This window comes from Pseudomonas sp. HLT2-19-2 (assembly GCF_054898005.1).
Genome location: NZ_CM142712.1, coordinates 4,292,315 through 4,318,875 on the forward strand (window position 1 = coordinate 4,292,315; position 26,561 = coordinate 4,318,875).

Genomic DNA, 26,561 nt, shown 5'->3' on the forward strand with positions numbered 1-26,561 from the left:
AGTCGTGGATGCGGTGGCGAATAAGGAGACGGTGCTCATCAACACGACAGCGATGGAAATAGCTATGCGGCGGGAAGCGGCGCGAGGATGAGACATGGTGTCGATTCCATTCGAGGGGGTCGGGCAGTCCATCAGGTGGACGGCCCAAAGTATTAGAGCAGCTTGACCAACACTGCTGTGACAGTGGCCACCGTGCCAATCAACCCAGTCGCCACAGCCACCGGATACCAAAAAGTTTCACGGGTCATCTTCCCGGCTTCGGCGTTCAGCTTGCGCTGCTCAGCCATCAGCTTGACGATCTCCACGTGAACCTTTTCCAGTTCGGCCTGTTTCATGGTGAATTCCTGCATAACGTGCATGCGTCCATCCAGATAATGGGCCGCGTCATGTGCCTTGCCCGTTGATTCATTTTGTACCCTAAAGGCGCACCAAATACCCCTTCCGAAACGTAACATTGCCATACACGAAATCCAGACACCAGAAACCACAAAACCCCTGACTTCTCTCGAAATCAGGGGTTTTGGTCACATCGAATTTGGCGGTGAAGGAGAGATTCGAACTCTCGATACAATTTCTTGTATACACACTTTCCAGGCGTGCTCCTTAAGCCACTCGGACACTTCACCGTATCTCTTCAAACATGTTCTGTCTGTCGAGGCGCGCTAATGTAGTCGAAAGCTTTTCCGATGGCAAATATTTTTTTCAGAATTTTCATGCGGTTAGCGATTTAGTCGTTCCGGTGAGTTCCGGGCCATGGCAAACCGGCCAATCTCCGGCGTCACGCCCCGCTTCTATATAGAGGGGAATGCGCGGCTGGCGTGGCGGGCGATGCTCGCCGGGCGGGAAAAGGGTGACTGGGTGGTCGGTCACGGCGCTTTACCTGGCCTACGGCGGTGGGTAACGTCTGCCCTACTTTATTCAAAGGAATAGCGTCATGAGTGAGTTGATTTCCTACCATCTCGAAGACGGTATCGCGACCCTGACCTTGAGCAATGGCAAGGTCAATGCCATCTCCCCGGACGTGATTGTTGCGTTTAACGCTGCGCTGGATCAGGCGGTGACTGATCGTGCGGTGGTGATCATTACCGGTACGCCCGGGATTCTGTCGGGCGGTTATGACTTGAAGGTGATGACCTCAGGCCCTAAAGAGGCCGTTGCGCTCGTGACTGCCGGTTCGACGCTGGCTCGTCGTCTGTTGTCGCACCCGTTCCCGGTGGTCGTGGCGTGCCCTGGGCATGCGGTGGCCAAGGGCGCGTTCCTGCTGTTGTCGGTGGATTACCGCATTGGTGTCGACGGCCCGTTCAGCATTGGTCTGAACGAAGTGCAGATCGGCATGACCATGCACCACGCCGGTATCGAGCTAGCCCGCGATCGCCTGCGCAAGTCGGCGTTCCACCGCTCCGTCATCAACGGTGAGATGTTTAATCCGCAGAGCGCCGTGGATGCCGGTTTCCTCGATCTGGTGGTGTCGGCCGAGGAGTTGCAGGGCGCGGCGCTGGCGGCGGCTCGTCAGTTGAAGAAGATCAACATGACTGCTCACAAAAACACCAAGTTGAAAGTGCGCAAAGCGTTGCTGGAGACGCTGGACAACGCAATCATCCAGGATCAGGAGCATTTGGTTTAAACCAAACCTGAAAAATCGAAAAGCCCGACCGTCGTGTTGGGCTTTTTCTTACGCATTCTGTTGAAAAGCCTACAACCGCTCTAGGTTGCGTCTGACCCACAAGTCGGAAACATGCGCTCAAACATCGCCTATCTCCCACCTCTGTAGTGGCAATTGCCGAAAACAGTGCACATCCGTACACTGCGCCACCTTTTGTCTCGGTGGGGCCTGTAAATGCTCTTTGTGTTTCGTATGTTATTGATGGGCCTGCACTTTATTCTGGCCGGTGTGCTCGGGGTGATTCTCGGTCTGTGCCGACCGTTCAATCCGGACAACAGCCGTTTGTGCGCGCGTCTTTATGCATGGCCGGCGATGTGCATTTTGCGTCTGCGGGTGAAGGCCGAAGTCGGACCATTGATGGATAAACCCGACAGCTGCGTGATCATCGCCAACCACCAGTCCAACTACGATCTGTTTGTGTTCGGCAACGTGGTACCCCGCCGCACGGTGTGTATCGGCAAGAAGAGTCTGAAGTGGGTGCCGCTGTTTGGTCAGTTGTTCTGGCTGGCAGGCAACGTGCTGATTGATCGCGGCAATGCGCAGAAAGCGCGCCAGTCGATGTTGGCCACGACCCACACGCTGCAGAATGAAGACACCTCTATCTGGGTCTTCCCGGAAGGCACGCGCAACCTGGGCGAAGAGTTGCTGCCGTTCAAGAAAGGCGCCTTTCAAATGGCCATTGCCGCCGGGGTGCCGATCGTTCCGGTGTGTGTCAGCAGTTACGTTAAACACATGCGATTGAATCGCTGGCGCAGTGGGAAGATTCTGATCCGCTCGCTACCGGCGATTCCTACGGCTGGATTGAGCCTTGATGACATGCCGCTGCTGATTGCCCAGTGCCGCGAACAGATGCGCGAGTGCATCGCGTCAATGGATCGGCAATTGCAAGCCGCGTAAAAGAAACCTGCCCGGTGCGGGTTTTCTTTTGCCTGCGAACTCTGCAGACTTTGCTGACTCTCAAGCAGCAGACAGGGCTAAGCTGAGCACCGCCTGGCACTGCCATTCTTTACCAATAGAAAGCTGCCAATAAACAGCGCCACTAAGAAGTGAACCACCATCATGGGTAGAGTTGTTGCTGCTGCGGTTTACAGCGCCGGTAAAAAAGTCACCAATATCACCCTCGACGAAGGCGCTGCCTGGGCTGCAAAGCCTGACCATTTTGTGTGGATCGGCATGGAAGAGCCGAACGCGCAAGAGCTGGCCAACCTGCAACGCCAGTTCAACCTGCACGAACTGGCCATCGAAGACGCCCTGGAAAAACACAGTCGACCGAAACTGGAAACCTTCGGCGATGCGCTGTTTATCGTCACGTATTCGCCGATCCGGCATGAAGGCAAACTGCAGTTCATCGAGACTCATATCTTTGCCGGCAACGGTTACATCATTACCGCACGCAACGGCCACTCGGCGTCCTACGCTCATGTCCGACAGCGTTGTGAGGCGCGTCCGCTGTTGCTCGAACATGGGGAGGATTTCGTTCTTTATGCCCTCCTCGACTTCGTGATCGAAAACTACCAGCCGGTGGGCGAAGCAATCCATGCCGAGATCGATGCGCTGGAGGTCAACGTTCTGTGTAGCCACCTGAATGAGCACGACATCCAGAAGCTCCACAGCTTGCGCCGCGATGTAGTGCGTTTGCGCCGGTATGCGGCGCCGATGGTGGAGATCAGTGAGGAACTGCAGAAGCTGAACTTCCCGTTCATCGACAAGAACATGCGGCCGTACTTTCGCGATGTGCAGATCCATGTGACGCGGCAGATGGAAGACCTGACGACCCTGGCGGATATTGCCAGCCAGACCATTGAGGTTGGAGTGTTGCTGGAGGCGTCACGCCAAAGCCTGGTGCAGCGCAAGTTTGCGGCGTGGGCGGCGATTCTGGCGTTCCCGACGGCGGTGGCCGGGATATACGGGATGAACTTCCAGAACATGCCGGAATTGACGTGGCATTACGGGTATTTCGGGGTGCTGGGGTTTATCGGTGTAGGGTGCGTCAGTTTGTGGGTGAGCTTCAAGAAGTCCGGGTGGCTGTGACGCGGAGCGTCGGGGGATGCATTCCCACGCAGAGCGTGGGAACGATCAGTTTCAGACACTCTGAGGCTTGTGCGCCACAAACCGCATCATCCACTCGGCAACGGTAGTGCCGTGATGCTCGTGCTCAAGGCTCGCCATACCTTTCGAATAAATCTGCTCGCCCAGCGCTTGCTGACGAATATCCAACAGCGCACGCGAGTAATCGTGAATGAATTCCGGATGCCCCTGGAAGCACAGCACCTGATCGTTAATGTGATACGCAGCAAACGGGCAGAATTCGCTGGAAGCGATAACCGTGGCATTTTCCGGTAGCGCGGTGACCTGATCCTGGTGGCTGATCAGCAAGGTCAGCTCTTCCCTCAGCGGGCTCATCCACGGCGCCTTGGCGGCGAGTTTGTAGCTGTGGGTGCCGACGCCCCAGCCTTGGGGCGCACGTTCGCTCTTGCCGCCCAGCAGCAGCGCCAACAGTTGATGGCCGAAACACACGCCCAGCAGTTTGTCGCCGCGCTCGTAGCGGGCCAGCAGGTAAGTCCTGAGGTTTTCAATCCACGGGTCGGTGCCGAAGGAATCGGCCTTGCTGCCGGTGACGAGGTAGGCGTCGAAGGTCAGATCATCGCTCGGGTACTCGCCCTGCATCACGTTGTAGACGGTGAATTCGGCAGCGATGGGTTGCTGCGAGAACAGACGCTGGAACATCTGCCCGTATCCCTGATATTGATCGACCAGTTCTGGACGCAGGATGTCGGTTTCCAGAATGCAGATGCGTAACGACATAAAAAATACCTGACACGTGATGGCAATAATGCACACCTCAGAGCCTGCCTCGAAACACCATGATAAGGCAAGCCCCGGAAGGCGTAATACGTCCCTTAGAAGGCCTCCCCTTTGGCCGCTTTTTCCAGCAGCAGCGCAGGGGGTGCGAATCGCTCGCCATACTGCTCCGCCAGGTATTGGGCGCGGGCGACGAAGTCTTTCACCCCGTACTGGTTGATGAACTGCAGCGCGCCGCCGGTCCAGGCGGCGAAGCCGATACCGAAGATAGAACCGACGTTGGCATCCGCCGTCGAGGTCAGCACACCTTCCTCCACGCAGCGCACGGTTTCGATGGCTTGCACGAACAGCAGCCGATCACGCACATCCTTCGGCGAAATCTGCCCGTCAGCCTTCTCGAAACGGGTTTTCAATTCCGGCCACAAGTGCTTCTGGCCACCGGCCGGGTAATCGTAGAAACCGCCTCCTGCAGCTTTACCGGGCCGTTTGTATTCGTTGAGCAGCAAGTCAATCACGGCGAACGCCGGGTGCTCAATCAGCGGTTTCCCTTCTGCTTGCAGGTCTTTGGCGGTTTGCTGGCGGATATGGCTCATCAGGCTGAGGGAAACTTCGTCGGAGATCGCCAGAGGTCCGATCGGCATGCCCGCCTTGCGCGCCTCGGTCTCGATCATCGGCGCGCTCACGCCTTCGCCTAGCATGGCGATGCCTTCGTTGGTGAACGTGCCGAACACCCGCGAGGTGAAGAAGCCGCGACTGTCATTGACCACAATCGGCGTTTTCTTGATTTGCAGGACGAAATCGAACCCGCGAGCCAGGGTTTCGTCGCTGGTGTGGGCGCCTTTGATGATTTCCACTAGCGGCATTTTTTCCACGGGGCTGAAGAAATGCAGACCGATGAACTTGCTCTGATCCGGCACGGCGGTCGCGAGGCCACTGATCGGCAAAGTCGACGTGTTGGAAGCAATCACCGCATCCGGGCCAACGACTTTTTGCGCCGCCGAAGAGACGTTGGCTTTCAGATCGCGATCTTCAAACACCGCTTCAATGATCAGATCACAACCGGCCAGATCGGCGTCGCTTTCAGAGGGGTGAATGCGCGCCAGCGTTGCATCGCGCTGATCGGCACTCAATTGGCCACGAGCAACCTTCTTGTCCAGCAGCGCCGCCGAATGCGCCTTGCCCTTCTGCGCTGCCGCAAGATTGATGTCCTTGAGCACCACGTCGATGCCGGCCGACGCGCTGACAAAGGCGATACCGGCGCCCATCATGCCGGCGCCCAGCACACCCACGCGACGCGTCACGTAAGGCGCAAAGCCCTGGGGTCGCGAGCCACCGGCATTGATCTCGTTGAGCTGAAACCAGAACGTGCCAATCATGTTTTTCGCCACCTGTCCGGTGGTCAATTCGGTGAAGTAACGGGTTTCGATCAGGTGCGCAGTGTCGAAATCCACCTGAGCACCTTCCACTACGGCGCAGAGGATTTTCTCTGGTGCGGGCATGCAGCCATTGGTTTTGCTGCGCAGGATCGACGGCGCGATGGCCAGCATTTGCGCGACTTTCGGGTTCGACGGCGTACCACCCGGAATCCGGTAACCCTTCACGTCCCAGCGCTGCACAACCGCTGGATTGGCGATAATCCAGGCGCGAGCCTTGGCCAGTAGTTCATCACGATCCGTCGCCAGCTCATCAATCAACCCTGCCCGCAACGCCTGTTGCGGCCGGACTTTCTTGCCCTCGAGCAGGTACGGCAAGGCTTTTTCAATGCCGAGCATCCGTACCATTCGCACCACCCCGCCGCCGCCCGGCAGCAGGCCGAGGGTCACTTCCGGCAAGCCGAGTTGCACCGAAGAATCATCCAGCGCAACCCGGTGATGGCACGCCAGGCAGATTTCCCAACCGCCGCCCAACGCGGCGCCGTTGATGGCCGCGACCACCGGTTTACCGAGGGTTTCCAGGGTGCGCAGTTGCCCTTTGAGGGACAGCACCCTGTCATAGAAGGCTTTGGCTTGGGGCTTGCCGACTTTGATCAGTTCATTGAGGTCGCCGCCGGCGAAGAAGGTTTTCTTGGCCGAGGTGATGATCACGCCGGCGATGGAATCCTTGTCGGCAACGAGTCTGGCGACACAAGCAGCCATGGCTTCGCGGTAGACCACGTTCATCGTGTTGGCGCTCTGGCCCGGCATGTCGATGGTCAGGACGACGATCTGGTCCTGACCTTTTTCGTAACGAATGGCTTCGGTCATGTCACTTGTTCCTTAAGGTCGGGGCTCAGAGGCGTTCGATGATGGTGGCAATGCCCATGCCGCCGCCGACACACAACGTCGCGAGGCCATAGCGCAGACGCCGGGTTTCCAGTTCATCGAGCAACGTGCCGAGGATTGCGCAGCCGGTGGCACCCAGCGGGTGGCCCATGGCGATGGAGCCGCCGTTGACGTTGACCTTGTCCGGGTCGATCGCCATGTCCTTGATGAATTTCAGCACCACCGAGGCGAAGGCTTCGTTGACCTCGAACAGGTCGATGTCTTCGACCCGCAACCCGGCCTTGGCCAATGCCTTGCGGGTGGCCGGTGCGGGGCCGGTGAGCATGATGGTCGGATCGGTACTGGTGACTGCGGTGGCAACGATCCGCGCCCGTGGCTGCAAGCCCAACGCCCGCCCCTTGGCCTCGGAACCGATCAGCATCAGCGCCGCGCCATCGACGATGCCGGAGCTATTGCCCGGGGTGTGCACGTGGTTGATCCGCTCGACATGGCTGTAGACCCGAATCGCGGTGGCGTCGAAGCCCATTTGCCCCATCATTTCGAAGCTCGGCTTGAGCGCGCCCAAGCCTTCCAGGGTCGATTCGGCGCGGATGAATTCATCGTGATCGAGCAGGATGATGCCGTTCTGGTCCTGCACCGGCACCAGCGACTTGTTGAACGAACCGTAGGCCCTTGCCCGCGCCGCCTTTTGCTGGGAGTGCAGCGCATAGGCGTCGACGTCCTGACGGCTGAAGCCCTCCAGCGTGGCAATCAGGTCAGCGCCCACGCCCTGAGGGGTGAAATGGCTGTGAAGATTGGTTTGTGGGTCCAGTGCCCAAGCGCCGCCATCGCTGCCCATCGGCACGCGGGACATGGACTCGACGCCGCCGACCACCACCAGGTCTTCGAAGCCGGAACGCACTTTCATCGCCCCGAGGTTTACCGCCTCCAGCCCCGATGCGCAGAAGCGATTGATCTGTAAACCCGACACACTGACGTCCCAATCGGCCACCTGGGTCGCGCTTTTGGCAATGTCTGAGCCTTGGTCGCCGATGGGCGTCACGCAGCCAAGCACCACATCATCGACCTGACGGGTATCGAGGGAAGTGCGCTGTTGCAGCGCCTTTAGCAGCCCGGCTACCAGGTTCACCGGTTTGACGCTGTGCAAGGCGCCATTCGCCTTGCCTTTGCCGCGGGGCGTGCGTAACGCGTCGAAAATCAAAGCTTCGGTCATGACGTCCTCGAACCTGGGCGGGGATTAAATCCAGAGTTCCCACCTTAGGCCGAGCGGGCATGGATTCAATGACCGCAGCGCTCACTGACGTTGACGGTCACGCTCAGACGGACGGTAGTCAACCTCCGGCTCAACCGATTCAGGACACCAAGCTGTCTAGCAAACGGGCGCCCAAGAAGCTGGCATTAAGCCTCATGCCTTTTTAAGCGCAATTTATATGAAGCCCATACGAAATGGATCTAAACCAAGCGTGACGCGGGCTCTAAGGTGAAGTTGTACGAAGTTGTCGTCGGGTTTTGCCGAGGCGCTCGTCAAACAGGAAGTGCAACGCTCTGCCGTCATGGAGAAATGCAGGCAGGCATCAGGAAATAACAATAAAGGCGGTCAAGCCATGTTCAAACAATCGAAAGTACGTCAAGCCGGGCTCATTCTATTCGCCACCACGCTGTTGTTGATTTTGCCGAACCTGACTAAGGTGATCGGCTGACTTAGCTACAGATTTTATGTCGCCCTCTTAAAAATGTGACTGGCTCGCTACCCGGGCCAGCGTGGGTGTGCCAACCTTTGCGGCACTTCCACGACATGGACGGCGATCACTTGAAAACACTCATTCTGTTCGGGGTCTTGCTGCTCTGCACGCCTCTGTCTGCCGCACAGCTGAACTTAGAGCTGGGCGCGAGCAGTCGCACCTGGCAAACCGAGGAATTGCTCAAGCATCCTCAGGTTCAGACCATCACCATCAGTAACGACGTGTCTTACAAACGGGACATGAGCTATCGCGCTGTTCCGGTGGCTGCGTTGTTGACCGGCATCAAGCCTGAAGATCATTTACAGGCTGTTGCCTTGGATGGTTTTGCCGCAGAACTGTCGGCTGCGCCGCTGCTCAATACCCAGGGTGCGCGTGCATGGTTGGCGATTGAAGAGTCCACCAAGCCGTGGCCAGCGCTGTCGGAAGGCAAGCCCGGCGCCGGACCGTTCTATCTGGTCTGGACCGATCCGCAGGCGGGCGACATCAGCCCCGAGCAATGGCCATTTCAAGTGGCGAGCATCAAGCGCATGGCACCGGTGGCCGAGCGCTTCCCTGCCCTGCTGCCAGATCCGACGCTTAAGGTCGACGATCCGGTGAACAAGGGCTTTGCGCTGTTTCAGAAGAATTGCCTGGCGTGTCATCGATTGAATGGTGCCGGGGATGCGCAGTTCGGGCCTGACCTGAATATTCCGTTTAACCCGACCGAGTACTTCGGCGCGGATTTCCTTAAGCGCTACATTCGTGATCCGCAGAGTTTGCGCCAGTGGTCGCAGGCGAAGATGCCCGGGTTCCCGGCGACGGTGTTGCCGGACGGGGATCTGGAGATGTTGGTGGGGTATTTGAAGCATATGGCTGGGCGCAAAGTTAAACCCTGACCCTTATCCCCTGTAGGAGCGAGGCTTGCCCGCGAAGAACGATAACGCGGTCATTCGATTAGACCGCAGCGCCTTCTTCGCGGGCAAGCCTCGCTCCTACAGGGTTTGGTGGTGATCTGGATTATTGCTGCTGGACGGAGATAACCGGCATCGGTGTCGGTGATACAAACACTTTCGCATGCATCTGCTCGCAACCACCGCCACGCCGCATGCCTCGCACCGGGCAGGCATCCAGGTAATCCAGGCCCACCGCCAGTTTCAGATGACGCTCCGGCCGCGCCAATTCATTGGTCACGTCGAAGCTGTACCAGGCGTCATCGAGCCAGGCTTCCGCCCAGGCGTGACTGGCCAGGTGTTCGCTGTTCTCGCTGTACAAATAGCCCGACACATAACGTGAAGGAATGCCCAGGCTGCGAGCACAGGCGAGAAACGCGTGGGTGTGGTCCTGGCAGACGCCCGAACGCCCGGCGAAGGCCTGAGCAGCGCTGGTGTCCACTTCGGTGGAGCCCTGCGTGTAGGTCATGTGCTGGTTCAAGCCATGCATCAAGTCGATCAGCGCTGTGCGATCCCGGCGTTGTTTGCATTCTTTTTCGGCAAAAGCGCGCAGTGCTTCATCGGGCTCGGTCAGGCGCGTGAAACGCAGGAACGGCAGCGCCGACTGGCTTTCATGCTCCGCCTCACGCAATTCGTCGATGTCCACCTGCCCACGCGCGCCGATGATGATCGCCTCGTGGGGCTCGTCCATGGTCAGCACGTGCAGGATATTGCCGAACGGATCGAGTTGCGCGCGCACCGGGCGCGGCAGGTCGAGCTGCCAGCTGAGCACATGCTGGCGCTCGCTGTCTTGAGGTGTCAGTCGCAAATACTGGATGCTCGCCCGCACCTGATCTTCGTAGTGATAGGTGGTCTCGTGGCTAATGGAAAGTCTCATGCAGCCTCCAGGTAGGAACTGTGAATGGCGTTGCCCAACTGGCGCACCAGCGGAATGAACTCGGTCAGCCAGGCGTGCAGGCCTTCGTCGAGAATTTCGGTGATGCCGGTGTAGCGCAAGCGTGCGTCGATTTCCGCGGCCAGGCGCTGCGCAGGACGACCGTTGGCCCCCGGCAGTTGGGCGAGGATCTGGTCGATTTCTTCGGTGCAGGCGCGCAGGGAACGCGGGACATCGGCCCGCAACAGCAGCAGTTCTGCCACATGCCGGGCGCCGGGGGCGTCGCGGTAGATTTCGGTGTAGGCCTCGAAAGAGGACAACGCCCTTAGCAAAGCACTCCACTGGTAGTAAGCGTGCGCCGTGCCATCACTGACCGCTTCGGCATGATCGCCGGCCATTTCGTAGCGGGCATCAAGCAGGCGCAACGTGTTGTCAGCCCTTTCGATAAACGTCCCCAGGCGAATGAAACGGAACGCATCGTTACGCATGATCGTGCCGTAGGATGCGCCGCGGAACAGGTGGGAACGTTCCTTGATCCACTCGCAGAAACGGCTCATGCCATAGCGACTCAAGCCCTGATCGGCTATCCCGCGAATTTCCAGCCAGGTGGCGTTGATGTTTTCCCACATGTCCGCGGTGATTCGCCCACGCACCGCATGGGCACTGGCCCGCGCCGCGCCGAGGCAGCTGTAGATACTCGCCGGGTTGGCCGCGTCCAGGGCGAAGAAATGCAGCAGCCGTTCGGCGTGCAATTCGCCGTGGCGCTCCAGGTAATCGTCCAGGGTGCCGGTAATCAGCAACGGCATGGCGAGTTCGTGCAGGCCATCACCGCGACCATCCTGGGGCATCAGCGACAGCGAATAACTGATGTCGAGCATCCGTGCGAGGTTTTCCGCCCGCTCCAGGTAACGCGACATCCAATACAAATCCGAGGCAGTTCTACTTAACATGGCAGGCTTCCTTCAATCCTCGACCACCCAGGTGTCCTTGGTTCCGCCACCCTGGGATGAATTCACCACCAGAGAGCCTTCGCGCAGGGCAACACGGGTCAAACCGCCGGGCACAACCCGGGTTTCGCGGCCAGACAATACAAACGGACGCAGGTCGATGTGGCGTGGAGCGATGCCGTTTTCGACAAAGGTCGGACAGGTCGACAGCGACAACGTCGGTTGCGCGATGTACGCATGGGGCTTGGCTTTGATCCGCGCGCGGAATGACTCGATTTCCGCCGCCGTCGCCGCCGGCCCCACCAGCATTCCGTAACCGCCGGAGCCCTGGGTTTCCTTGACCACCAAATCAGGAAGATTGGCCAGTACGTGGGACAGTTCGGAGGGATTACGGCACTGCCACGTCGGCACGTTCTTCAGAATCGGCTCTTCATCCAGGTAGAAACGGATCATGTCCGTGACGAATGGATACACCGACTTGTCATCCGCGACCCCGGTACCGATAGCATTCGCTAGCACGACGTTGCCGGAGCGGTACGACGACAGCAGCCCTGGAACGCCGAGCATCGAGTCCGGGTTGAACGCCAGCGGATCGAGGAACGCATCGTCGAGGCGACGGTAGATCACATCGACGGCTTTCGGCCCGTCCGTGGTGCGCATGAGGACCTTGTCGTCACGTACGAACAGGTCCGCACCTTCTACCAGTTCAACGCCCATCTCCCGGGCCAGAAACGCATGCTCGAAAAACGCGCTGTTGAAACGGCCAGGGGTCAGCACCACCACGCTCGGGTTATCGATCGGGCTGGAGCTTTTCAGAGTGTCGAGCAATAGGTTTGGATAATGGTCGATGGGGGCAACGCGCTGCGCCGCAAACAATTCGGGGAACAGTCGCATCATCATCTTGCGGTCTTCGAGCATGTAGCTGACGCCACTCGGTGTACGAAGATTGTCTTCGAGCACGTAGTACGTGCCGTCGCCATCACGCACCAGATCGACGCCCGAAATGTGCGAATAGATATCGCGGTGTAGATCGAGCCCTTGCATCGCCAACTGGTATTGCTCGTTGGCCAGCACTTGCTCGGCCGGGATGATGCCGGCCTTGATGATGCGCTGCTCGTGATAAAGGTCGGTGAGGAACATGTTCAACGCCTTGACCCGCTGAATGCAGCCGCGCTCGACGACTCGCCATTCACTGGCGGGGATGCTGCGGGGGATGGTGTCGAAGGGAATCAGGCGCTCTGTCCCTTGCTCATCACCATAGAGCGTGAACGTAATCCCGGCGCGATGAAATAACAGATCGGCCTCGCGACGCCGTTGAGCCAAAAGCTCGTCAGGCGTTTCGGCCAGCCAACGGGCAAACTCCCGATAATGCGGGCGGACCTGGCCGCCGGCATCGTACATCTCATCAAAATAGGTGCGGATCATGCCGTACTCCTTGTCACCCGGACATCTGGGCTTCGCAAAGCCCGTGCCATCGGCATAAACGCTTTGATATCAATCAGTTGGATAATCGCGCTGCACGCACCGCACCAATCCTGTGCGGTAAATACCCCCACCTGATCGCCCCCGCTTCATTGCGAAGCAATGTTGTCGGCTATCACCAGCATAGTCAGAGTTGATTTCACTGCTCGGGAGTCGATGCGGATAATCCGCGCATTCGCTGGAAATCTTGACGATCTTCCCTATAGCCGCCTGCTCAGGCGTTTTTTTTTGCGCCGGATTCTTGTTTCAGGGTTTTGCCAAGTACGTTTTCTGCCCCGCGAAAACGAAAACGGCCAACCTTGAGGTCAGCCGTTGCTGAGTGTTGTTACTGTTCATAAGGTTATGCGAGTAGCCCTCGTACCTCCTGCTTGACGCCCCATCCTTCGATGATGCCGCCCAAAGGCTCGACCACCGCCTCGAAGTCCTGCTCAAAGTCGCCGATGCCGTCATAGGTGGCGTACATCACTTTGCTCAGTTCCAGGTACCACGCGCCGTCGTCGCGCACGCTGATTTGTGCATTCAAGGATTCACCACAGTAATGCCCCGCCGCCCTGCGCGCCCGCTCCTCGTCCGGGAAAATGGCGTAGAACTCGATGGGATGGAATCGTGAAAAGTCAAAACCGCCTTCTTTCATGCGGCGCAACACGCTGCTGCTGATGTCTTCTTGATAGGCTGTGCTCATGAATCGTCCCCCTCAGATTGATGGATAGACTTTCCGTATTCCCGGCACTCGCAACCGAATGGGGCGAGCGATGCGGCAACAACATTGCCGGTGGGAAGCAAGCATGTAGCTGACAAGACCAGACCTTAGCGATCCGTTCGCTGATCTCGTTTGCAGAGTAGCCCCTAGATAGAGCCGCTGCCAAGGCCTGGTTGTGAATGTGACGGGAGAGGTATCAGACAGGAGTAATGCCGAGGATTTGTATGCTGTTCTGGGTTTTAAGATTTTTGACGCTCGCATCAGCGGTTCGCCCTTCCAGATCGTTCAGATCCAGTTCAGCGGCGACAGGAAAAAGGCGCTCCTTAAGCAGTCTGGCGGCGTGCTCGTTATCCGGGCACTCGTCACACTCAAAGACTTCGTCGACAGTTTCGCCGTGATCATCCACGAAAGTGATTTTCCACTTTTGCATCAGTGCCTCCTCGATCAAACCCGCAAATGGGCTTACATCTATCTGGACTTTTGCCCTGACTGATCGTTCAAATCGATTACCGCGCGCAAGCATGAAAAAACACAGAACCTTGTGGGAGCGAGCTTGCTCCCACAGGGGAAATGTGTCGGCCTTGAGTGCCTGCTCAGATCCGCACGTTACCCCGTGGTCCGGCGATCGCCCAGATGATCAAGCCCAGGACCGGCAGCAGCAGGATCAACAGCACCCAGACGATTTTCATCCCGGTGGTGGCGCCACTTTTCAGCACGTTGATGATGGCCCAGATGTCCAGGGCAAGAATAATCAGGCCAATCAGACCGTTGAACGTGGAACCCATGGTGACGCTCCCTAAGAGTGGTATGCACTCTTAGGATAGCCGGCCATTGCGAGGGTTCCGTTTTATTAGCGCCTTTTAGGCTTCAGACGTGGATCGCCACTTTCAGGGCTTCCAGGGACGGTGCGGCAGTGATGCCGACTTCGGCGCACAACTCGAGCACGCGAGGCACGTCGCTGCCGTAGACCAGCACCACTTGCAGTTCGTCGTCGAGCAGCTGACTGAAGTTCATCAGCACGTAGCCGCCGCTTTCCTTGTTCATGCTGCTCATCTGCACTTGAATGCGATTGAGCGCGGTCAGGGCTTCGGTCTTGGCCAGTTGCTTGGGTTTGATGTTGAAATCAACGCCGGGCCCGAATGAAGCGACGATCTGGGCGAACAGGTCCATGTAGGTGTCAGCCTGGAACAGCACGGTTTCCGGCAGGCTGCCCACGACTACCCACTCCCCCAGCGGAATCGGGAACGTGTCGTCGTAGTTGATGTCCGGATTGGCCGTCAGAAAAGCCTCGGGATCGGCGTAGGCGTGGGCCGCTTCGTCAGCGACTTTCAGGATTTCCTCATCGCTCATGCACCCGGAGCTTATTTTGCTGATGAGTTCGACGAGTGCGGCTTTCATTGGGCTGAATCCTGTAGCGAGGGAATTTTGAAGCCACGAAGGATAGCGCATTACGCCGCGCAATTCCTGTGCGCGAGCAGGGTCGGGATTGTTGACACACATCAAGGTCTGACGCACTGAGTAGCGGCAAAATACTGGCACCTTGCCGAAACTGTTTCCGCTATCAGAGAAGACCTCCATGGGTGCCTGGCTTAGCAATATCTCACTGAAATACAAATTCTGGGCGGTCAACGCCGTCGCCTTCGTCACGACCTTGTTGCTGGTGATCTATGCCGTGCAACTCGAACAACAGTCCCGCAGCCATGCCTCACAGGCATCGGCCCAAGCCCAGGCGCGACTGCTCGGCGCCTGGCCCGCCGGGCAACCGCTCCCCAAAGCCGATAACGTGCTGACTTACAGTCGCGGGCAGGCGCCGTTGCTGAACGGGCAGCCGGTACTGGAACTGACGGATACCAATGGCTGGGTCGGGATCAATGCCATGCCGCTGTTCGGCGACAATCCGTTGATGGGCGCCGAAGTGTTTACGCGCACGGATGGCAATCAGGTCGCGGTGATTGCCCATGGCCCGAGCCTGACCCAGGTATTTGGCGAGCGTTTTCCCAACTATGCGGTGGCGGTGGCGATCCTGATGCTGGCGATGCTCGGCGCTTCGCAGTTGTTGATCCGCTTCCTGCTCAGCCAGCTCAATACGCTGAAGGACGTCATGCTTCACGTCGAGAAAACCGGTGACCTGTCGGCCCGTGTGCCGCTGGCCTGCACTGACGAAGTCGGGCAGATGGCCAACGCTTTCAACGCCATGCAGGCCGGTTACCAGCGGGTGGTCAACACCGTTGCCAGCACCGCCCGGCAACTGGATGTCGGCGCGGCGCGGCTCGCGTCGAGCATGAACGAGGTGCGTCACGGCATGCTCGGTCAGCAAAGTGAAACCGATCAGGCCGCCACGGCGATCAACGAAATGACTGCCACGGTCTATCACATTGCCCAGCACGCCGGCGCCACTCGCGACCTCTCGCAAACCGCCGACACCCTGGCCGGCAGCGGGCAGCAAGTGGTGAGTCGGGTACAGAAGTCGATTGCCGGGCTGTCCAGCGGGGTGCAGCAGACTGCCGAGATGATTCAGCGTCTGGCCGAGGACAGTCAGAAGATCAACGGCGTGGTCAGTGTGATTCACAGCATCGCCGAGCAGACCAATCTGCTGGCCCTGAATGCGGCCATCGAAGCGGCCCGCGCCGGTGAAATGGGTCGCGGCTTTGCGGTGGTTGCTGATGAAGTGCGCAACCTCGCCAAGCGTGTCCAGACGTCCACTGACGAGATCACGATCATGGTTTCGGCGTTACAGGCCGGGACTCGGGACGCAGTGGACTTCATGCAGGAAAGCTCGTTCAAGGCCGACGATTGCGTGCAGCAGGCTCAGGAGGCCGGCGCAGCGTTGGCGGAAATCACCAGCGCAGTGGCGCAGATGCGCGAAAGCAATACGCAGATCGCCGTGGCCGCCGAGCAGCAGAGCCACGTGGCGGAGGAGATGAATCGGTCGGTCGTGAGCATTCGGGATGTGACCGAGACCACTGTGCAGCAGACTGTGAATTCGGCGACCACCAGTCATGAACTGGCGGCGTTGGCCGGGGAATTGAGCAAGGCTATCGGGCAGCTGAAGCTTTGACGGCCCCATCGCGGGCAAGCCCGCGATAGCGTCAGCCCGGTCACCATCAATATTGACCATGACACCTATCACTTCGATAGCCAACCTTGATTCGCCGCCCGTCAGTGCCACGCCTATTCTTCAATCATGTGTTCAACATGGATCGAGGATTACCATCATGGGCAAACGTCACCCCAACCTTCCCGCCTGGCAATGGCGAGGGTCCCCGAACAATCACCAGCACCCGACCAATCTGGTGCTGCACCTGATTGCTGTGCCGCTGTTCATCGTGGCGTTTCTGCTGATTGTCTCGGGGGTGTTCAGTCTGAGCTTCGCAAATGTCGCGATCGGTGTGATCGGCCTGCTCGCAGCGCTCGGCCTGCAACGCCACCGTCGTCACTGATCAGGCGAAAATCGTCACCGTCTGCCGGCTCATGGCAATCAACTGACCGTCCGCGCTCCACAGCTTCGCGGCCGCATGACCGTAGCCGTCAGCGGCATGCTCGATGTCGACGAGGTATTTGCACCAGTCCAGCGTGCTCAGTTCAAGCAATGGCTGAACGAATTCGATGGTCCAGGTCAGCGTGCTGCCCATCGCAGGTTTCTTCAGGTGCGGTAACAGCGCCGGTGGCCAGGCGTCGACCAACGCCAGGATATGCGACTCGCTGACCGCTTCTTCCTTCACGTCCCCACGCAAGCGCACCCAGCCGCCCATCTCGCGGGATGTGTTGCCAGTAAACGGCAGACCGCCGACGCTCCAGCGCATCGCCAGATGCCGCATGAACTCCGGGGTCACGCCTTTGATGTAAGGCAATTCCTGGCAGTCGTCCCAGTGCTTCATCTCGGGTGCCGGTTCAGCGGTCACCGCCACTTCCGACGGTCGCGAGGCGCCGAAGCTGCCCTGGACCAACGTCACCACTTGGCCCTTCTGCATCGCCCGGCCCAGCACTTGGCTGACCGCTTTGCCTTCGCGCAGCACATCGACTTCAAAGCTGACTGGCACTTCGGGCTCGACAGGGCCGACAAAGGTGATCGCCAACGAGCGCACCGGACGATCCGCCGGGACTTTTGCGCGCATGGCTTCGTACTGCAAAGCGGCCACCAGGCCACCGAAACTGGCACGCCCCTGAGCCCATTCGGCCGGGATAGACAGCTCTAGCGGCTGGCTGCGAACAGCGTCGATCAGATCGGAAAAGCGCATGAAAACCTCAGTGCGGGAAAAGGATGGAGGGATCTTAACCAGCCTGCGAGGATGGCACAGCGCCTATTCCGGCCAAAGTGGCTGACAAATTAGCCGGATAGTACCGCCGCCCCTTGTAGCAGCTGCCGAAGGCTGCGTTCGGCAGCTGCTACATAGATCTGTCTGGTGGTGGTTTCAGGATTTGAAACAGGTGGCGCTGAGTTTGTCGAGGACGCGGTCGGCGCAGCTTTCGGCCTTGGCCATGGTGGTTTTCCAGACGGCCACACAAGGCTGCAAATCGGCTTCCTGTTCGGACCGGGCGAGCCATTGCCAGCAATCGTGCCAATCGCCCAACGCACCCTGGGCCGATTTGAGTCTGGGCAGCGCCGGTTTCGGCAATCGATCAAGCTCTGGATAGGCTTCGATACCATAGCGCACGCGCTTGATCAGCAGGCGCAGACGATGGCGATCATGGGCAGGGTCGTGCAGGGCCTTATCGAGTTTTTTCCATTGTTTGGCCAGGCGTTTTTCGATGCGCTGTCGCAAGCCTTTGAGCAAGCCCTGACGCTGGGAGGCCCGCAAAAAACGCGGAAAGGCGTCGAGGATCATCAGCAACTGCGCCACTTCAGGACTCGCCGCCACCGCCGGATAAGCCTCGGCCATTTGCGCCATGCGCCGATGGGCAGCCTCGGGCTGATCATGCTGGAGCAAGTACGCCGCCAGCACTTCGCGATCGCGCAACGGCGTGGTCAGGTCGCCGACCCGGGACGCCGACGCTTCCAGCTGTTCGACCCCAGGCAAGCCGCGCAATGGCCGCAACAGACTGCGCAAACGGCGAACCGTGGTGCGCAGATCGTGCAGCGCTTCGGCGTCGGTGCGGGCACTCAAGCGTGCCTGACAGGCCAGTAACCGAACTTCCAGGCCCAGGACATGAGCCACCAACCGATCAACCAAGGCAGACATCGCTTGCTCCCTGAATCGAATTGCCCTTAATGCCTACATCATGCCTCAACGGCCAGCGCGCGACTCACGAATATAGAAGCGCGCCTTCTCGGCCTTCTTGGCGCAGCCTTCAAACGCTTCGAATTGCTGCTGGGTCTTGGCGCCGGTCAACAGCGACAGCGCCTTGGAGTAACTGACATTCCCGGCGAAACCTTCAGCCTTGGCCAGGTCCAGCTCATGCCACGCCGCATCGATCCCGTTGGCGCAGCTGTCACGGTAAGCGGTTTTGCCGGCGCAACCGGCGAGTGCCAGGGCAATCAAAGGAAAACAGATCCAGACTTTCATCACTTACACCTCAAAAATAGGTCAACAGTCGTGCAGTTAAGACGGTCTGGCGCGTGAAAAGTGCCTTGGCCTCGCCGCACAAACTCTAGCGCTCGCGAGAATACCCATCTGCCGCCATGGAGTGTCGAAAAAACGACGCACTCGCCTCACGAAACGACCTTAGCGATTGAAGCGCGCCCCTCGATGGGTGCATTGTTGAACCTTGTCAGACGAGGGCGATTCATGAAAAAGCGTGTCGCACTGGTGCTGGGCTCAGGTGGGGCCCGGGGCTATGCTCATATCGGTGTCATTGAAGAGATCGAGCGGCGTGGCTACGACATCGCCTGCATCGCCGGTTGTTCCATGGGCGCGGTGGTCGGCGGGATCTATGCCGCCGGCAAACTCGATGAATATCGCGACTGGATCGAAAGCCTGGACTACCTCGACGTCTTGCGTCTGGTGGACGTCAGTTTTCGTCTGGGGGCGATTCGCGGGGAGAAGGTCTTCGGGCAGATCCGCAAGATCGTCGGCGAGATCAATATCGAAGACCTGCGCATCCCTTACACGGCGGTGGCGACCGACCTGACCAACCAGCAGGAGATCTGGTTTCAGGAAGGCTGCCTGCACCAGGCCATGCGCGCCTCGGCGGCGATTCCCAGCCTGTTCACCCCGGTGATGCAGGGCAATCGCATGCTGGTGGACGGCGGCATCCTCAACCCTTTACCGATCGTGCCGGTGGTGTCGAGTCATTGCGACCTGATCATCGCGGTCAACCTCAACTCCACCAACCAGCGCCACTATCAATTGCCGGTTATCCAACGCCCGGCGGCGTTCAAAAGCCGTTTCGACAGCCTGATCAACTCGCTCGGTTCAAAATTGCCATTTCGCCGCAAACAGGCGGAACAATTGCTGTTGCTGGAAAAGGAAGCGTTGATGGCAGAAGCGGCCGAGATCAACCCGTGGATCGAGTCCGCCGAACCCGAAGCCCAGCAACCGGCAGCCGCCCCTGAGCGCGCCGGCGCGCCGAAATCTGCGACAGGCTCGTTCATCATCGACAACGTCGGCCCGGCCTCTTTGCTGGACCTGATTAACCAGAGTTTCGAGGTGATGCAAACCTCATTGGCGCAGTACAAGATCGCCGGTTATCCGCCAGATATTTTGATCAACGTGCCCAAACGGGTGTGCCGGTTTTTCGAGTTCTATAAAGCGCCGGAATTGATCGCGCTGGGGCGGGAGATTGCGCGGGATACGATGGATCGGTATGAGAGTGAGCGGGATTCCTGAGACTCTCGGGTGAATGACAGGCCCCCTTCGCGGGCAAGCCTCGCTCCTACAGGATTAAGGTGATCACAAATGTTTGTGAACGACGCTAATCCGTAGGAGCGAGCGGTGCGGCGATCCGACTTGCCCGCGATATAGGTAGTCCGCCCGGACAACTCAGAACTAAAGGCTGCCCTCACTCAACAACCGATAACCAACTCCCGCCTCGGTGACGATGAACCGCGGTTGCGTCGGGTCGTCTACCAGTTTCTGGCGCAAGTGCCCGACCACAATCCGCAAATAGTGAGTGTCCTCGGTATGTGTCGGCCCCCAAATGTCCTTAAGCAATTGCTGCTGGGTGATGACCCGCCCTGGATGCCGCGCCAGTTGCGCCAGCACTGCGTATTCCTTGCGGGTCAGCGCCACTTCGGTGCCATCGAGTGATACCCGGCGATAAGCCAGATCGACGGTCAACGGGCCGAAGGTCAGCGCCGCCGGTTGAGCTTCTCCCGCCGGTGCCTGACGCAACAACGCACGAACCCGGGCCAGAAACTCCTGAATACCAAACGGTTTGGTCACGTAGTCGTTGGCGCCGCCATCGAGCGCTTCGACTTTCTGCCCTTCACTGGCACGCACCGAGAGCACCAGCACTGGCACCTTAGACCACTCGCGAAACTCGCGCAGCACTTGCTGGCCGTCCATGTCCGGCAAGCCAAGGTCAAGCACTAGCAGGTCCGGTTTATTCAGCGCGGCGTGGGCCAGGCCTTCGGTTCCGGTACCGGCTTCGAGCACTTTATAGCCCTGGGAGGCGAGGCTGATGCGCAGGAATTTGCGGATCTGTGGTTCGTCATCGATGACCAAAATGGTCGCGGTCTGGCTCATGAATTCACATCAACACTAAGAAGTGGCAAGAGAGTAGCGCAAACGTGATCAGGCTTCACTTTCGGCTCTTAATTTTCAAAGGCCGGCTGAGCCTGCAACGGCAGGTGCAAAGTGATGCAGGTGCCTCGCCCGTCGATGCCATCGGCGACGCTGATCCGCCCGCCATGGGCACCGACCATGCCCTGACAGATCGCCAGCCCCAGCCCGGTGCCCTGTCCGCCACGATCACCGCGCGCAGCGGTGTAGAACATGTCGAAAATCTTCGCTCGCTCCTCCTGCGGAATCCCTGGTCCCTCATCGCTTACCGAAAAAAACAGCTCGCTGTCATCGGCCCCGGCGCGCAATTGCAGGCGGCCGTGAGGCGGTGAAAACCGCGCGGCGTTTTCCAGCACGTTGACCAGCGCCTGTTCGATCAACGCGGCATGGACGTAAAGCAGCGGCAACTCAGGCGGCACTTCGGTGGTCACTTGCAACGGCGCCAGCACTGCGCGCAGACGATTGAGTGAACTGCCGACGATGTCGGCCGGCGACACCCAGTCCCGCGCAAGCTTCAGGGCGCCGTGCCCGAGGCGGGTCATGTCCAACAGGTTTTGAATGTAGCGATCGAGGCGTTCGGCTTCATCGCGAGTGCCTTCGAGCAGTTCGCGGCGATCCTCCAGCGGGATCGCTTCACCGAGGGCCAACAGGCTGTCGATGCTGCCGCGCATGGAGGTCAGCGGCGTGCGCAAATCGTGAGACACCGAGGCCAGCAAGGCACTGCGCAGTTGCTCGGTTTCGCCGTGCAGCCGAGCGGCTTCCAGGTCTTCGGCCAATTGCGCACGCGCCAGCGCCTGGGCCAGCGGTTGGCTCAACGCGGTCAACAAACGGCGCCGCTGCCCGCTCAAGGTCTGGCCCTCTTTGGCACACACACCGAGCAGTGCCAGCGGCCCGTCTTCCACCGACAACGGCCACCACCACCAGCGTCCGAACGGCAGCGTGCCGGTGCCCGCGCCGGCCGGTTGATCATGTTGCCAGGCCCAATCAGCGGCAGCGCGCTCGGCTTCGGAAAACTCCAACGGGCCACCGGTTTCGACTTTCCAGCCGCCCTGCCCGTCTTGATTGAGCAGGCACAGTTGCAGGTCACTCCAGCCGTTGAGGTGCTGGGCCGCTGCGCTGACCACCGCCTGACGGTCGGTGGCGGCAGTGAGTTTGCGTGACAGGTCGAGCAGTTCGGTGGTTTCTTCCTGAGTGTCGCGCAGGGCTTGTAACTGCCGCCGCTGTCGGGCCGCGAGGTTACCGGTGAGCGCCGACATCAGCAGGAAGAACAACAAGGTCAGCACGTCTTCTTCGCGCTGGATGCTGAAAGAGAAAGTCGGCGGAATGAACAAAAAGTCGTAGGTCAGAAACGACAACGCCGCACAGGCCAGCGCCGGGCCGAGACTGCTGCGCACCGCCACCAGCAACACCGCGGCGAGAAACACCAGCGAGATATTGGGCAGTGGCAAGACACTCGCCACCGCCCAGGCCAAGGCACTGGCGAGCACCGTCGCCACCAGCGCCAGCGCGTAGTCGAACCACACCAGCGTCTGCGCCGAACGCTGACGCGGCTGATGCTGTTCGTGGTCGCTGTCGAGGACGTTAATTTCCAGCCCGCGCGCATTGCGCAGCAAACGTGACGCCAGACCGCCACCGAACAAGCGCCGACGCAACCGCTGCCGGGATTGCCCCACCAACACAAGACTGGCGCGACGTTCGGCGGCGTGCTGGATCAGGGTTTTCGCCACCTCACCAGCCCGCAACAACACCACTTCGCCGCCGAGGCGTTCGGCCAATTGCTGGGCACTTTGCAGACGCAACCGCGACTGCTCGTCACGCACGCTGCCGTTGTCCACATGCACAAGGCTCCACGGCAAATGCCGACGCTGGGCGACGCGACTGGCGTGACGCACCAGGCGCTCAGCCTGAGCATCGCCATCGACACCGACCAACAGGCGACCGCGTACCGCCGGCGCCGCTTGGCCGAGCTGGCGATAGCCCTGGGTCAAATCATCATCGACCTGAGCGGCGGCGGTTTGCATCGCCAGTTCACGCAGGGCCGTGAGGTTGGTCTGGGTGAAGAAAGCGTCGATGGCCGCCCTCGCCTGCTCCGGCACGTAGACTTTGCCATCGCGCAGACGCTCGAGCAGCTCGCGCGGCGGCAGGTCGATCAGCAGCAGTTCGTAGGCCTCTTGCAGCACCCAGTCCGGCAGGGTTTCACGGACCTGCACGCCGGTGATGCCACGCACTTTGTCGTTCAGACTTTCCAGGTGCTGGACGTTGACCGTGGTGAACACGTCAATGCCTGCAGCGAGCAGTTCCTGAATGTCTTGCCAGCGTTTGGTGTGGCGACTGCCGGGCGCGTTGCTGTGGGCCAGTTCGTCCACCAGCACCAGTTTCGGTTTGGCCGCGAGCAAGCCGTCGAGGTCCATTTCTTCGAGCATCACGCCACGGTATTCCGAGCGCACCAACGGTTGCTGCGGCAAGCCGCCGAGCAGCGCTTCGGTTTCGGCGCGGCCATGGGTTTCGACCACGCCGGCGATGACCTTCACACCCTGGCGCAGTTGGGTGTGGGCCGCTTGCAGCATGGCGTAGGTTTTGCCGACACCGGGTGCGGCGCCGAGAAAAACCTTGAGCCGGCCACGGCCATCCCGGGGCAGGTCTGCTAACAACGCGTCGGCGCGGCCGGAGTCACTCATGCTTGAAGTTCTCTCTAATTAATCGTTCCCACGCTCCGCGTGGGAATGCATCAATGGACGCTCTGCGTCCGCTTTTTGGGACGCGGAGCGTCCCGGGCTGCATTCCCACGCGGAGCGTGGGAACGATCATCTTCTACAGGTTTTCCAGCGCCAGGTTCAGCGCCAGCACATTCACCACTGGCGGGCCAACGAGCGGCTGTTCGATGTGCGCATCCAGCAGTTGCTGAAGGGTCGCCACCGGCAGATTGCGCGCGGCCGCAACACGCGCCAGTTGATAGGTAATCGCTGCCGGTGGCAAGTGTGGATCGAGACCGCTGCCCGAGGTGGTCAACAGGGCCAATGGCACCGGCCCCTGACCCGGCACCTGCAGTTTATTGGCATCGTCAATCACCCGAGTGGCCAGGGCCGGGTTGCTCGGCGAGAGGTTACTGGCACTGCTCGACACGGTGGCAAATGCACCGGCCGATGGCCGCGGATGGAACCAGGCGTCACCGACGAAATCCTGGGCAATCAGCGACGAGCCGCGGACCTTGCCATCGGCGTCGTGGACCAGGCTGCCGTTGGCTTGATCGGGGAATGCGACCTGGGCGACACCGGTGACCACCAAGGGGTAAGCGACGCCGGTGATCAGGGTCATCAGGACGAGCAGGCTCAGGGCCGGGCGTATCATTGTGGACATTTCAGAATCCTCGAATCTGGGGTTGGAACTGTGGTGTGTCAGGTGGATCCACCCCCTGGGGAGAGGGGTGGATTTCAAAGTCAAACCAAATGCAACGCAGTGAGCAGCATGTCGATCGCCTTGATCCCCACAAACGGCACCAATAGCCCGCCCAGCCCATAGATCAACAGATTGCGTCGCAGCAACGCCGCCGCACTCGCCGCTTGCACCCGCACACCACGGAGCGCCAGCGGGATCAGCACCACAATGATCAAGGCGTTGAACACTATCGCCGACAAAATCGCGCTCTGCGGACTGCTCAGGTGCATGACGTTCAGCACGCCCAGTTGCGGGTAGATCGAGGCGAACAGCGCCGGCAGAATCGCGAAGTACTTGGCCACGTCGTTGGCGATGGAAAACGTCGTCAGCGCGCCGCGGGTCACCAGCAGTTCTTTACCAATCTGCACCACATCCAGCAGCTTGGTTGGGTCGCTGTCGAGGTCGACCATGTTCGCCGCCTCGCGCGCCGCTTGCGTCCCGTCGTTCATCGCCATGCCCACGTCAGCCTGGGCCAGGGCCGGGGCGTCGTTGGCGCCGTCGCCGCACATGGCGACCAGGCGACCGTCGTTCTGCTCGTGGCGAATGCGCGCCAGTTTCTTCTCCGGTGTGGCTTCGGCCAGCACGTCATCAACGCCCGCCTCGGCCGCAATCGCCGCAGCGGTCAGCGGGTTGTCGCCGGTCACCATGACCGTGCGAATCCCCAGTTTGCGCAGCTCGGCGAAACGCTCGCGGATGCCGGGCTTGACCACGTCCTTGAGGTGGATCGCGCCGAGCAATTTACCGTCGGCGCAGACCAGCAACGGCGTGCCGCCGCTCTGGGCGATCTTGTCGATTTCCCGGGACAGAGGCGCGGCGAGGTCGGCGCGTTTCAGGCCAACGAAGGCCAGCAACGAATCCACCGCACCTTTGCGATACACACGGCCCTGATAGTCGACACCGGACAGGCGCGTCTCGGCACTGAACGGTACAACGCTCAGCAGTTCGGTGGACGGCTCAGGCTGCGGGTGAGTGCCGCGCAGGTACTCGACGATGGATTTACCTTCAGCCGTGTCATCGGCCAACGATGCGAACAACGCACCCTCGGCGAGTTCCTTGGCGGTGACGCCAGGTGCCGCGTAAACCGCGGTGCAACGACGGTTACCGAAAGTGATGGTGCCGGTCTTGTCCAGCAGCAGGACGTGTACGTCCCCCGCCGCTTCCACGGCGCGACCGGATTTGGCGATCACATTCAGGCGCACCAGACGGTCCATCCCGGCGATACCAATGGCGGACAGCAAACCGCCAATGGTGGTCGGAATCAACGTGACCAACAACGCCACCAGGAACACCAGCGGCAGGCTGCCGTTGGCGAAGTGGGCGAACGGTTGCAGGGTGACGACCACCAACAGGAAGATCAGGGTCAGGCCGATCAGCAGGATGTCGAGCGCCACTTCGTTCGGGGTTTTCTGGCGTTTGGCGCCTTCGACCAGGGCGATCATGCGGTCCAGCGTCGACTCGCCAGGGTTGGCAGTGATGCGCACCAGCAACCAGTCTGAGACCAGCCGGGTGTTGCCGGTGACGGCCGAGCGGTCGCCGCCGGATTCGCGAATCACTGGCGCGGATTCACCGGTAATCGCCGCTTCGTTGACCGCCGCAATGCCTTCAATCACCTCGCCGTCACCGGGGATCATTTCCCCGGCTTCAACGCGGACCACATCGCCCTTGCGCAGGCTGGTGGCGGGCACCACTTGAAAGGCACCGTTGCTGGTTTTGCGTCGAGCGCTCAAGCCTTCGCTGCCCGCTTTGAGGCTGTCGGCGCGGGCCTTGCCGCGACCTTCGGCCAAGGCTTCGGCGAAGTTGGCGAAGAGCACGGTGAACCACAGCCACAAGGCGATTTGCGCGGCGACAAAGGTCGGCACGCTGCTGTCGGGAATGAAGCACAGCACGGTGGTCAGGATCGCGGTCAGTTCGACCACCAGCATCACCGGCGCACGCTGCAATTGCCGTGGGTCGAGCTTGACGAAGGCTTGCACCAGCGCCGGGCGCCAGAGGGCCGAGATCGCGGTTTTCGGTTGTTCCGGCGCCTTGACGGTGGCGGTTTTAGTTGCGGGCATATTCATCATTC

At 59.9% G+C, this 26,561-nt stretch carries 24 protein-coding genes, 1 tRNA gene and 1 pseudogene; 7 read left to right on the plus strand and 19 right to left on the minus strand.

Annotated features, from left to right (window positions below; translation table 11 throughout):
• Positions 1–152: 152 nt before the first annotated feature.
• Together ACYZTU_RS19930 and ACYZTU_RS19935 are read right to left on the minus strand one after the other, a co-directional pair.
• Entirely contained in the window at positions 153–335 is a 183-nt protein-coding gene (locus tag ACYZTU_RS19930; RefSeq protein WP_274073285.1) for a hypothetical protein, read from the minus strand.
• Between the two features lie 201 nt (positions 336–536).
• A tRNA-Ser gene (locus tag ACYZTU_RS19935) sits at positions 537–626 on the minus strand.
• Positions 627–934: 308 nt separating this feature from the next.
• Here ACYZTU_RS19935 and ACYZTU_RS19940 point away from each other — a divergent pair.
• From ACYZTU_RS19940 to ACYZTU_RS19950, 3 genes are all read left to right on the plus strand, one after another.
• Entirely contained in the window at positions 935–1,624 is a 690-nt protein-coding gene (locus ACYZTU_RS19940) for a crotonase/enoyl-CoA hydratase family protein (RefSeq protein WP_461964904.1), read from the plus strand.
• Positions 1,625–1,837: 213 nt separating this feature from the next.
• Positions 1,838–2,560 (plus strand): 1-acylglycerol-3-phosphate O-acyltransferase, encoded by a 723-nt coding sequence (locus ACYZTU_RS19945; RefSeq protein WP_461964906.1) that lies wholly within the window; start codon positions 1,838–1,840, stop codon positions 2,558–2,560.
• Positions 2,561–2,722: 162 nt separating this feature from the next.
• Positions 2,723–3,694 (plus strand): magnesium and cobalt transport protein CorA, encoded by a 972-nt coding sequence (locus tag ACYZTU_RS19950; RefSeq protein ID WP_461964908.1) that lies wholly within the window; start codon positions 2,723–2,725, stop codon positions 3,692–3,694.
• Positions 3,695–3,745: 51 nt separating this feature from the next.
• Here ACYZTU_RS19950 and ACYZTU_RS19955 read toward each other — a convergent pair whose 3' ends face one another.
• The 3 genes from ACYZTU_RS19955 to ACYZTU_RS19965 form a co-directional block, all read right to left on the minus strand.
• Positions 3,746–4,468 carry an amidotransferase gene (locus ACYZTU_RS19955; protein WP_461964910.1) on the minus strand — a complete coding sequence of 241 codons (723 nt, stop codon included), beginning with the start codon at positions 4,466–4,468 and terminating at the stop codon, positions 3,746–3,748.
• Positions 4,469–4,563: 95 nt separating this feature from the next.
• A complete protein-coding gene (locus tag ACYZTU_RS19960; protein WP_461964912.1) occupies positions 4,564–6,708 on the minus strand; it encodes a 3-hydroxyacyl-CoA dehydrogenase NAD-binding domain-containing protein in 2,145 nt (714 codons plus the stop codon).
• Positions 6,709–6,733: 25 nt separating this feature from the next.
• Complete coding sequence (locus tag ACYZTU_RS19965) at positions 6,734–7,939, minus strand: acetyl-CoA C-acetyltransferase (RefSeq protein ID WP_461964914.1); 1,206 nt, start codon at positions 7,937–7,939, stop codon at positions 6,734–6,736.
• Positions 7,940–8,521: 582 nt separating this feature from the next.
• On the opposite strand from ACYZTU_RS19965, the gene ACYZTU_RS19970 reads away from it, so the two are divergent.
• Positions 8,522–9,343 (plus strand): c-type cytochrome, encoded by an 822-nt coding sequence (locus ACYZTU_RS19970; protein ID WP_461971112.1) that lies wholly within the window; start codon positions 8,522–8,524, stop codon positions 9,341–9,343.
• A 121-nt stretch (positions 9,344–9,464) separates the two neighbouring features.
• On the opposite strand, the gene ACYZTU_RS19975 is transcribed toward ACYZTU_RS19970, so the two are convergent.
• From ACYZTU_RS19975 to ACYZTU_RS20005, 7 genes are all read right to left on the minus strand, one after another.
• Entirely contained in the window at positions 9,465–10,274 is an 810-nt protein-coding gene (locus tag ACYZTU_RS19975) for a transglutaminase family protein (RefSeq protein ID WP_461964916.1), read from the minus strand.
• Positions 10,271–11,221, minus strand: coding sequence for an alpha-E domain-containing protein (locus ACYZTU_RS19980; RefSeq protein ID WP_461964918.1), 951 nt, complete (start codon positions 11,219–11,221; stop codon positions 10,271–10,273). Before ACYZTU_RS19980 ends, ACYZTU_RS19975 begins: the two co-directional genes overlap by 4 nt.
• Positions 11,222–11,233: 12 nt before the next feature.
• The gene (locus ACYZTU_RS19985) at positions 11,234–12,643 is read right to left on the minus strand and encodes a circularly permuted type 2 ATP-grasp protein (RefSeq protein ID WP_461964920.1); all 1,410 of its coding nucleotides are present in this window, start codon (positions 12,641–12,643) and stop codon (positions 11,234–11,236) included.
• 397 nt (positions 12,644–13,040) lie between these two features.
• Entirely contained in the window at positions 13,041–13,382 is a 342-nt protein-coding gene (locus tag ACYZTU_RS19990; RefSeq protein WP_059404670.1) for a ribonuclease E inhibitor RraB, read from the minus strand.
• Between the two features lie 214 nt (positions 13,383–13,596).
• Positions 13,597–13,830 carry a hypothetical protein gene (locus ACYZTU_RS19995; RefSeq protein ID WP_461964921.1) on the minus strand — a complete coding sequence of 78 codons (234 nt, stop codon included), beginning with the start codon at positions 13,828–13,830 and terminating at the stop codon, positions 13,597–13,599.
• Positions 13,831–13,993: 163 nt separating this feature from the next.
• The gene (locus ACYZTU_RS20000; protein WP_262169451.1) at positions 13,994–14,185 is read right to left on the minus strand and encodes a PLDc N-terminal domain-containing protein; all 192 of its coding nucleotides are present in this window, start codon (positions 14,183–14,185) and stop codon (positions 13,994–13,996) included.
• 82 nt (positions 14,186–14,267) lie between these two features.
• Positions 14,268–14,798: a hypothetical protein gene (locus ACYZTU_RS20005; protein WP_461964923.1), complete on the minus strand. Its 531-nt coding sequence runs from the start codon at positions 14,796–14,798 to the stop codon at positions 14,268–14,270.
• A gap of 178 nt (positions 14,799–14,976) precedes the next feature.
• Here ACYZTU_RS20005 and ACYZTU_RS20010 point away from each other — a divergent pair, with 178 nt between their 5' ends.
• Together ACYZTU_RS20010 and ACYZTU_RS20015 are read left to right on the plus strand one after the other, a co-directional pair.
• Positions 14,977–16,458, plus strand: coding sequence for a methyl-accepting chemotaxis protein (locus tag ACYZTU_RS20010; RefSeq protein WP_461964925.1), 1,482 nt, complete (start codon positions 14,977–14,979; stop codon positions 16,456–16,458).
• 157 nt (positions 16,459–16,615) lie between these two features.
• Positions 16,616–16,828: pseudogene (locus ACYZTU_RS20015) on the plus strand (terminase); the annotation flags it as partial.
• Positions 16,829–16,840: 12 nt separating this feature from the next.
• Here the strand turns inward: ACYZTU_RS20015 and ACYZTU_RS20020 are convergent.
• From ACYZTU_RS20020 to ACYZTU_RS20030, 3 genes are all read right to left on the minus strand, one after another.
• Positions 16,841–17,638 (minus strand): acyl-CoA thioesterase, encoded by a 798-nt coding sequence (locus ACYZTU_RS20020; RefSeq protein WP_461964927.1) that lies wholly within the window; start codon positions 17,636–17,638, stop codon positions 16,841–16,843.
• 174 nt (positions 17,639–17,812) lie between these two features.
• Complete coding sequence (locus tag ACYZTU_RS20025) at positions 17,813–18,580, minus strand: CHAD domain-containing protein (protein WP_461964929.1); 768 nt, start codon at positions 18,578–18,580, stop codon at positions 17,813–17,815.
• Positions 18,581–18,625: 45 nt separating this feature from the next.
• Positions 18,626–18,904, minus strand: a complete 279-nt coding sequence (locus tag ACYZTU_RS20030) for a hypothetical protein (protein WP_461964931.1) — start codon at positions 18,902–18,904, stop codon at positions 18,626–18,628.
• Between the two features lie 222 nt (positions 18,905–19,126).
• On the opposite strand from ACYZTU_RS20030, the gene ACYZTU_RS20035 reads away from it, so the two are divergent.
• Positions 19,127–20,167: a patatin-like phospholipase family protein gene (locus ACYZTU_RS20035; RefSeq protein ID WP_461964933.1), complete on the plus strand. Its 1,041-nt coding sequence runs from the start codon at positions 19,127–19,129 to the stop codon at positions 20,165–20,167.
• A 159-nt stretch (positions 20,168–20,326) separates the two neighbouring features.
• Here the strand turns inward: ACYZTU_RS20035 and ACYZTU_RS20040 are convergent, their stop codons facing one another.
• The 4 genes from ACYZTU_RS20040 to kdpB all read right to left on the minus strand — a co-directional run bounded on the left by ACYZTU_RS20040 (position 20,327) and on the right by kdpB (position 26,556).
• Positions 20,327–21,025, minus strand: a complete 699-nt coding sequence (locus tag ACYZTU_RS20040) for a response regulator (RefSeq protein WP_461964935.1) — start codon at positions 21,023–21,025, stop codon at positions 20,327–20,329.
• Between the two features lie 68 nt (positions 21,026–21,093).
• Positions 21,094–23,739, minus strand: coding sequence for a DUF4118 domain-containing protein (locus ACYZTU_RS20045; RefSeq protein WP_461964937.1), 2,646 nt, complete (start codon positions 23,737–23,739; stop codon positions 21,094–21,096).
• Positions 23,740–23,872: 133 nt separating this feature from the next.
• Complete coding sequence (kdpC, locus tag ACYZTU_RS20050) at positions 23,873–24,418, minus strand: potassium-transporting ATPase subunit KdpC (RefSeq protein ID WP_461964939.1); 546 nt, start codon at positions 24,416–24,418, stop codon at positions 23,873–23,875.
• Positions 24,419–24,498: 80 nt separating this feature from the next.
• A complete protein-coding gene (gene kdpB / locus ACYZTU_RS20055) occupies positions 24,499–26,556 on the minus strand; it encodes a potassium-transporting ATPase subunit KdpB (RefSeq protein ID WP_461964941.1) in 2,058 nt (685 codons plus the stop codon).
• Positions 26,557–26,561 lie beyond the last annotated feature (5 nt).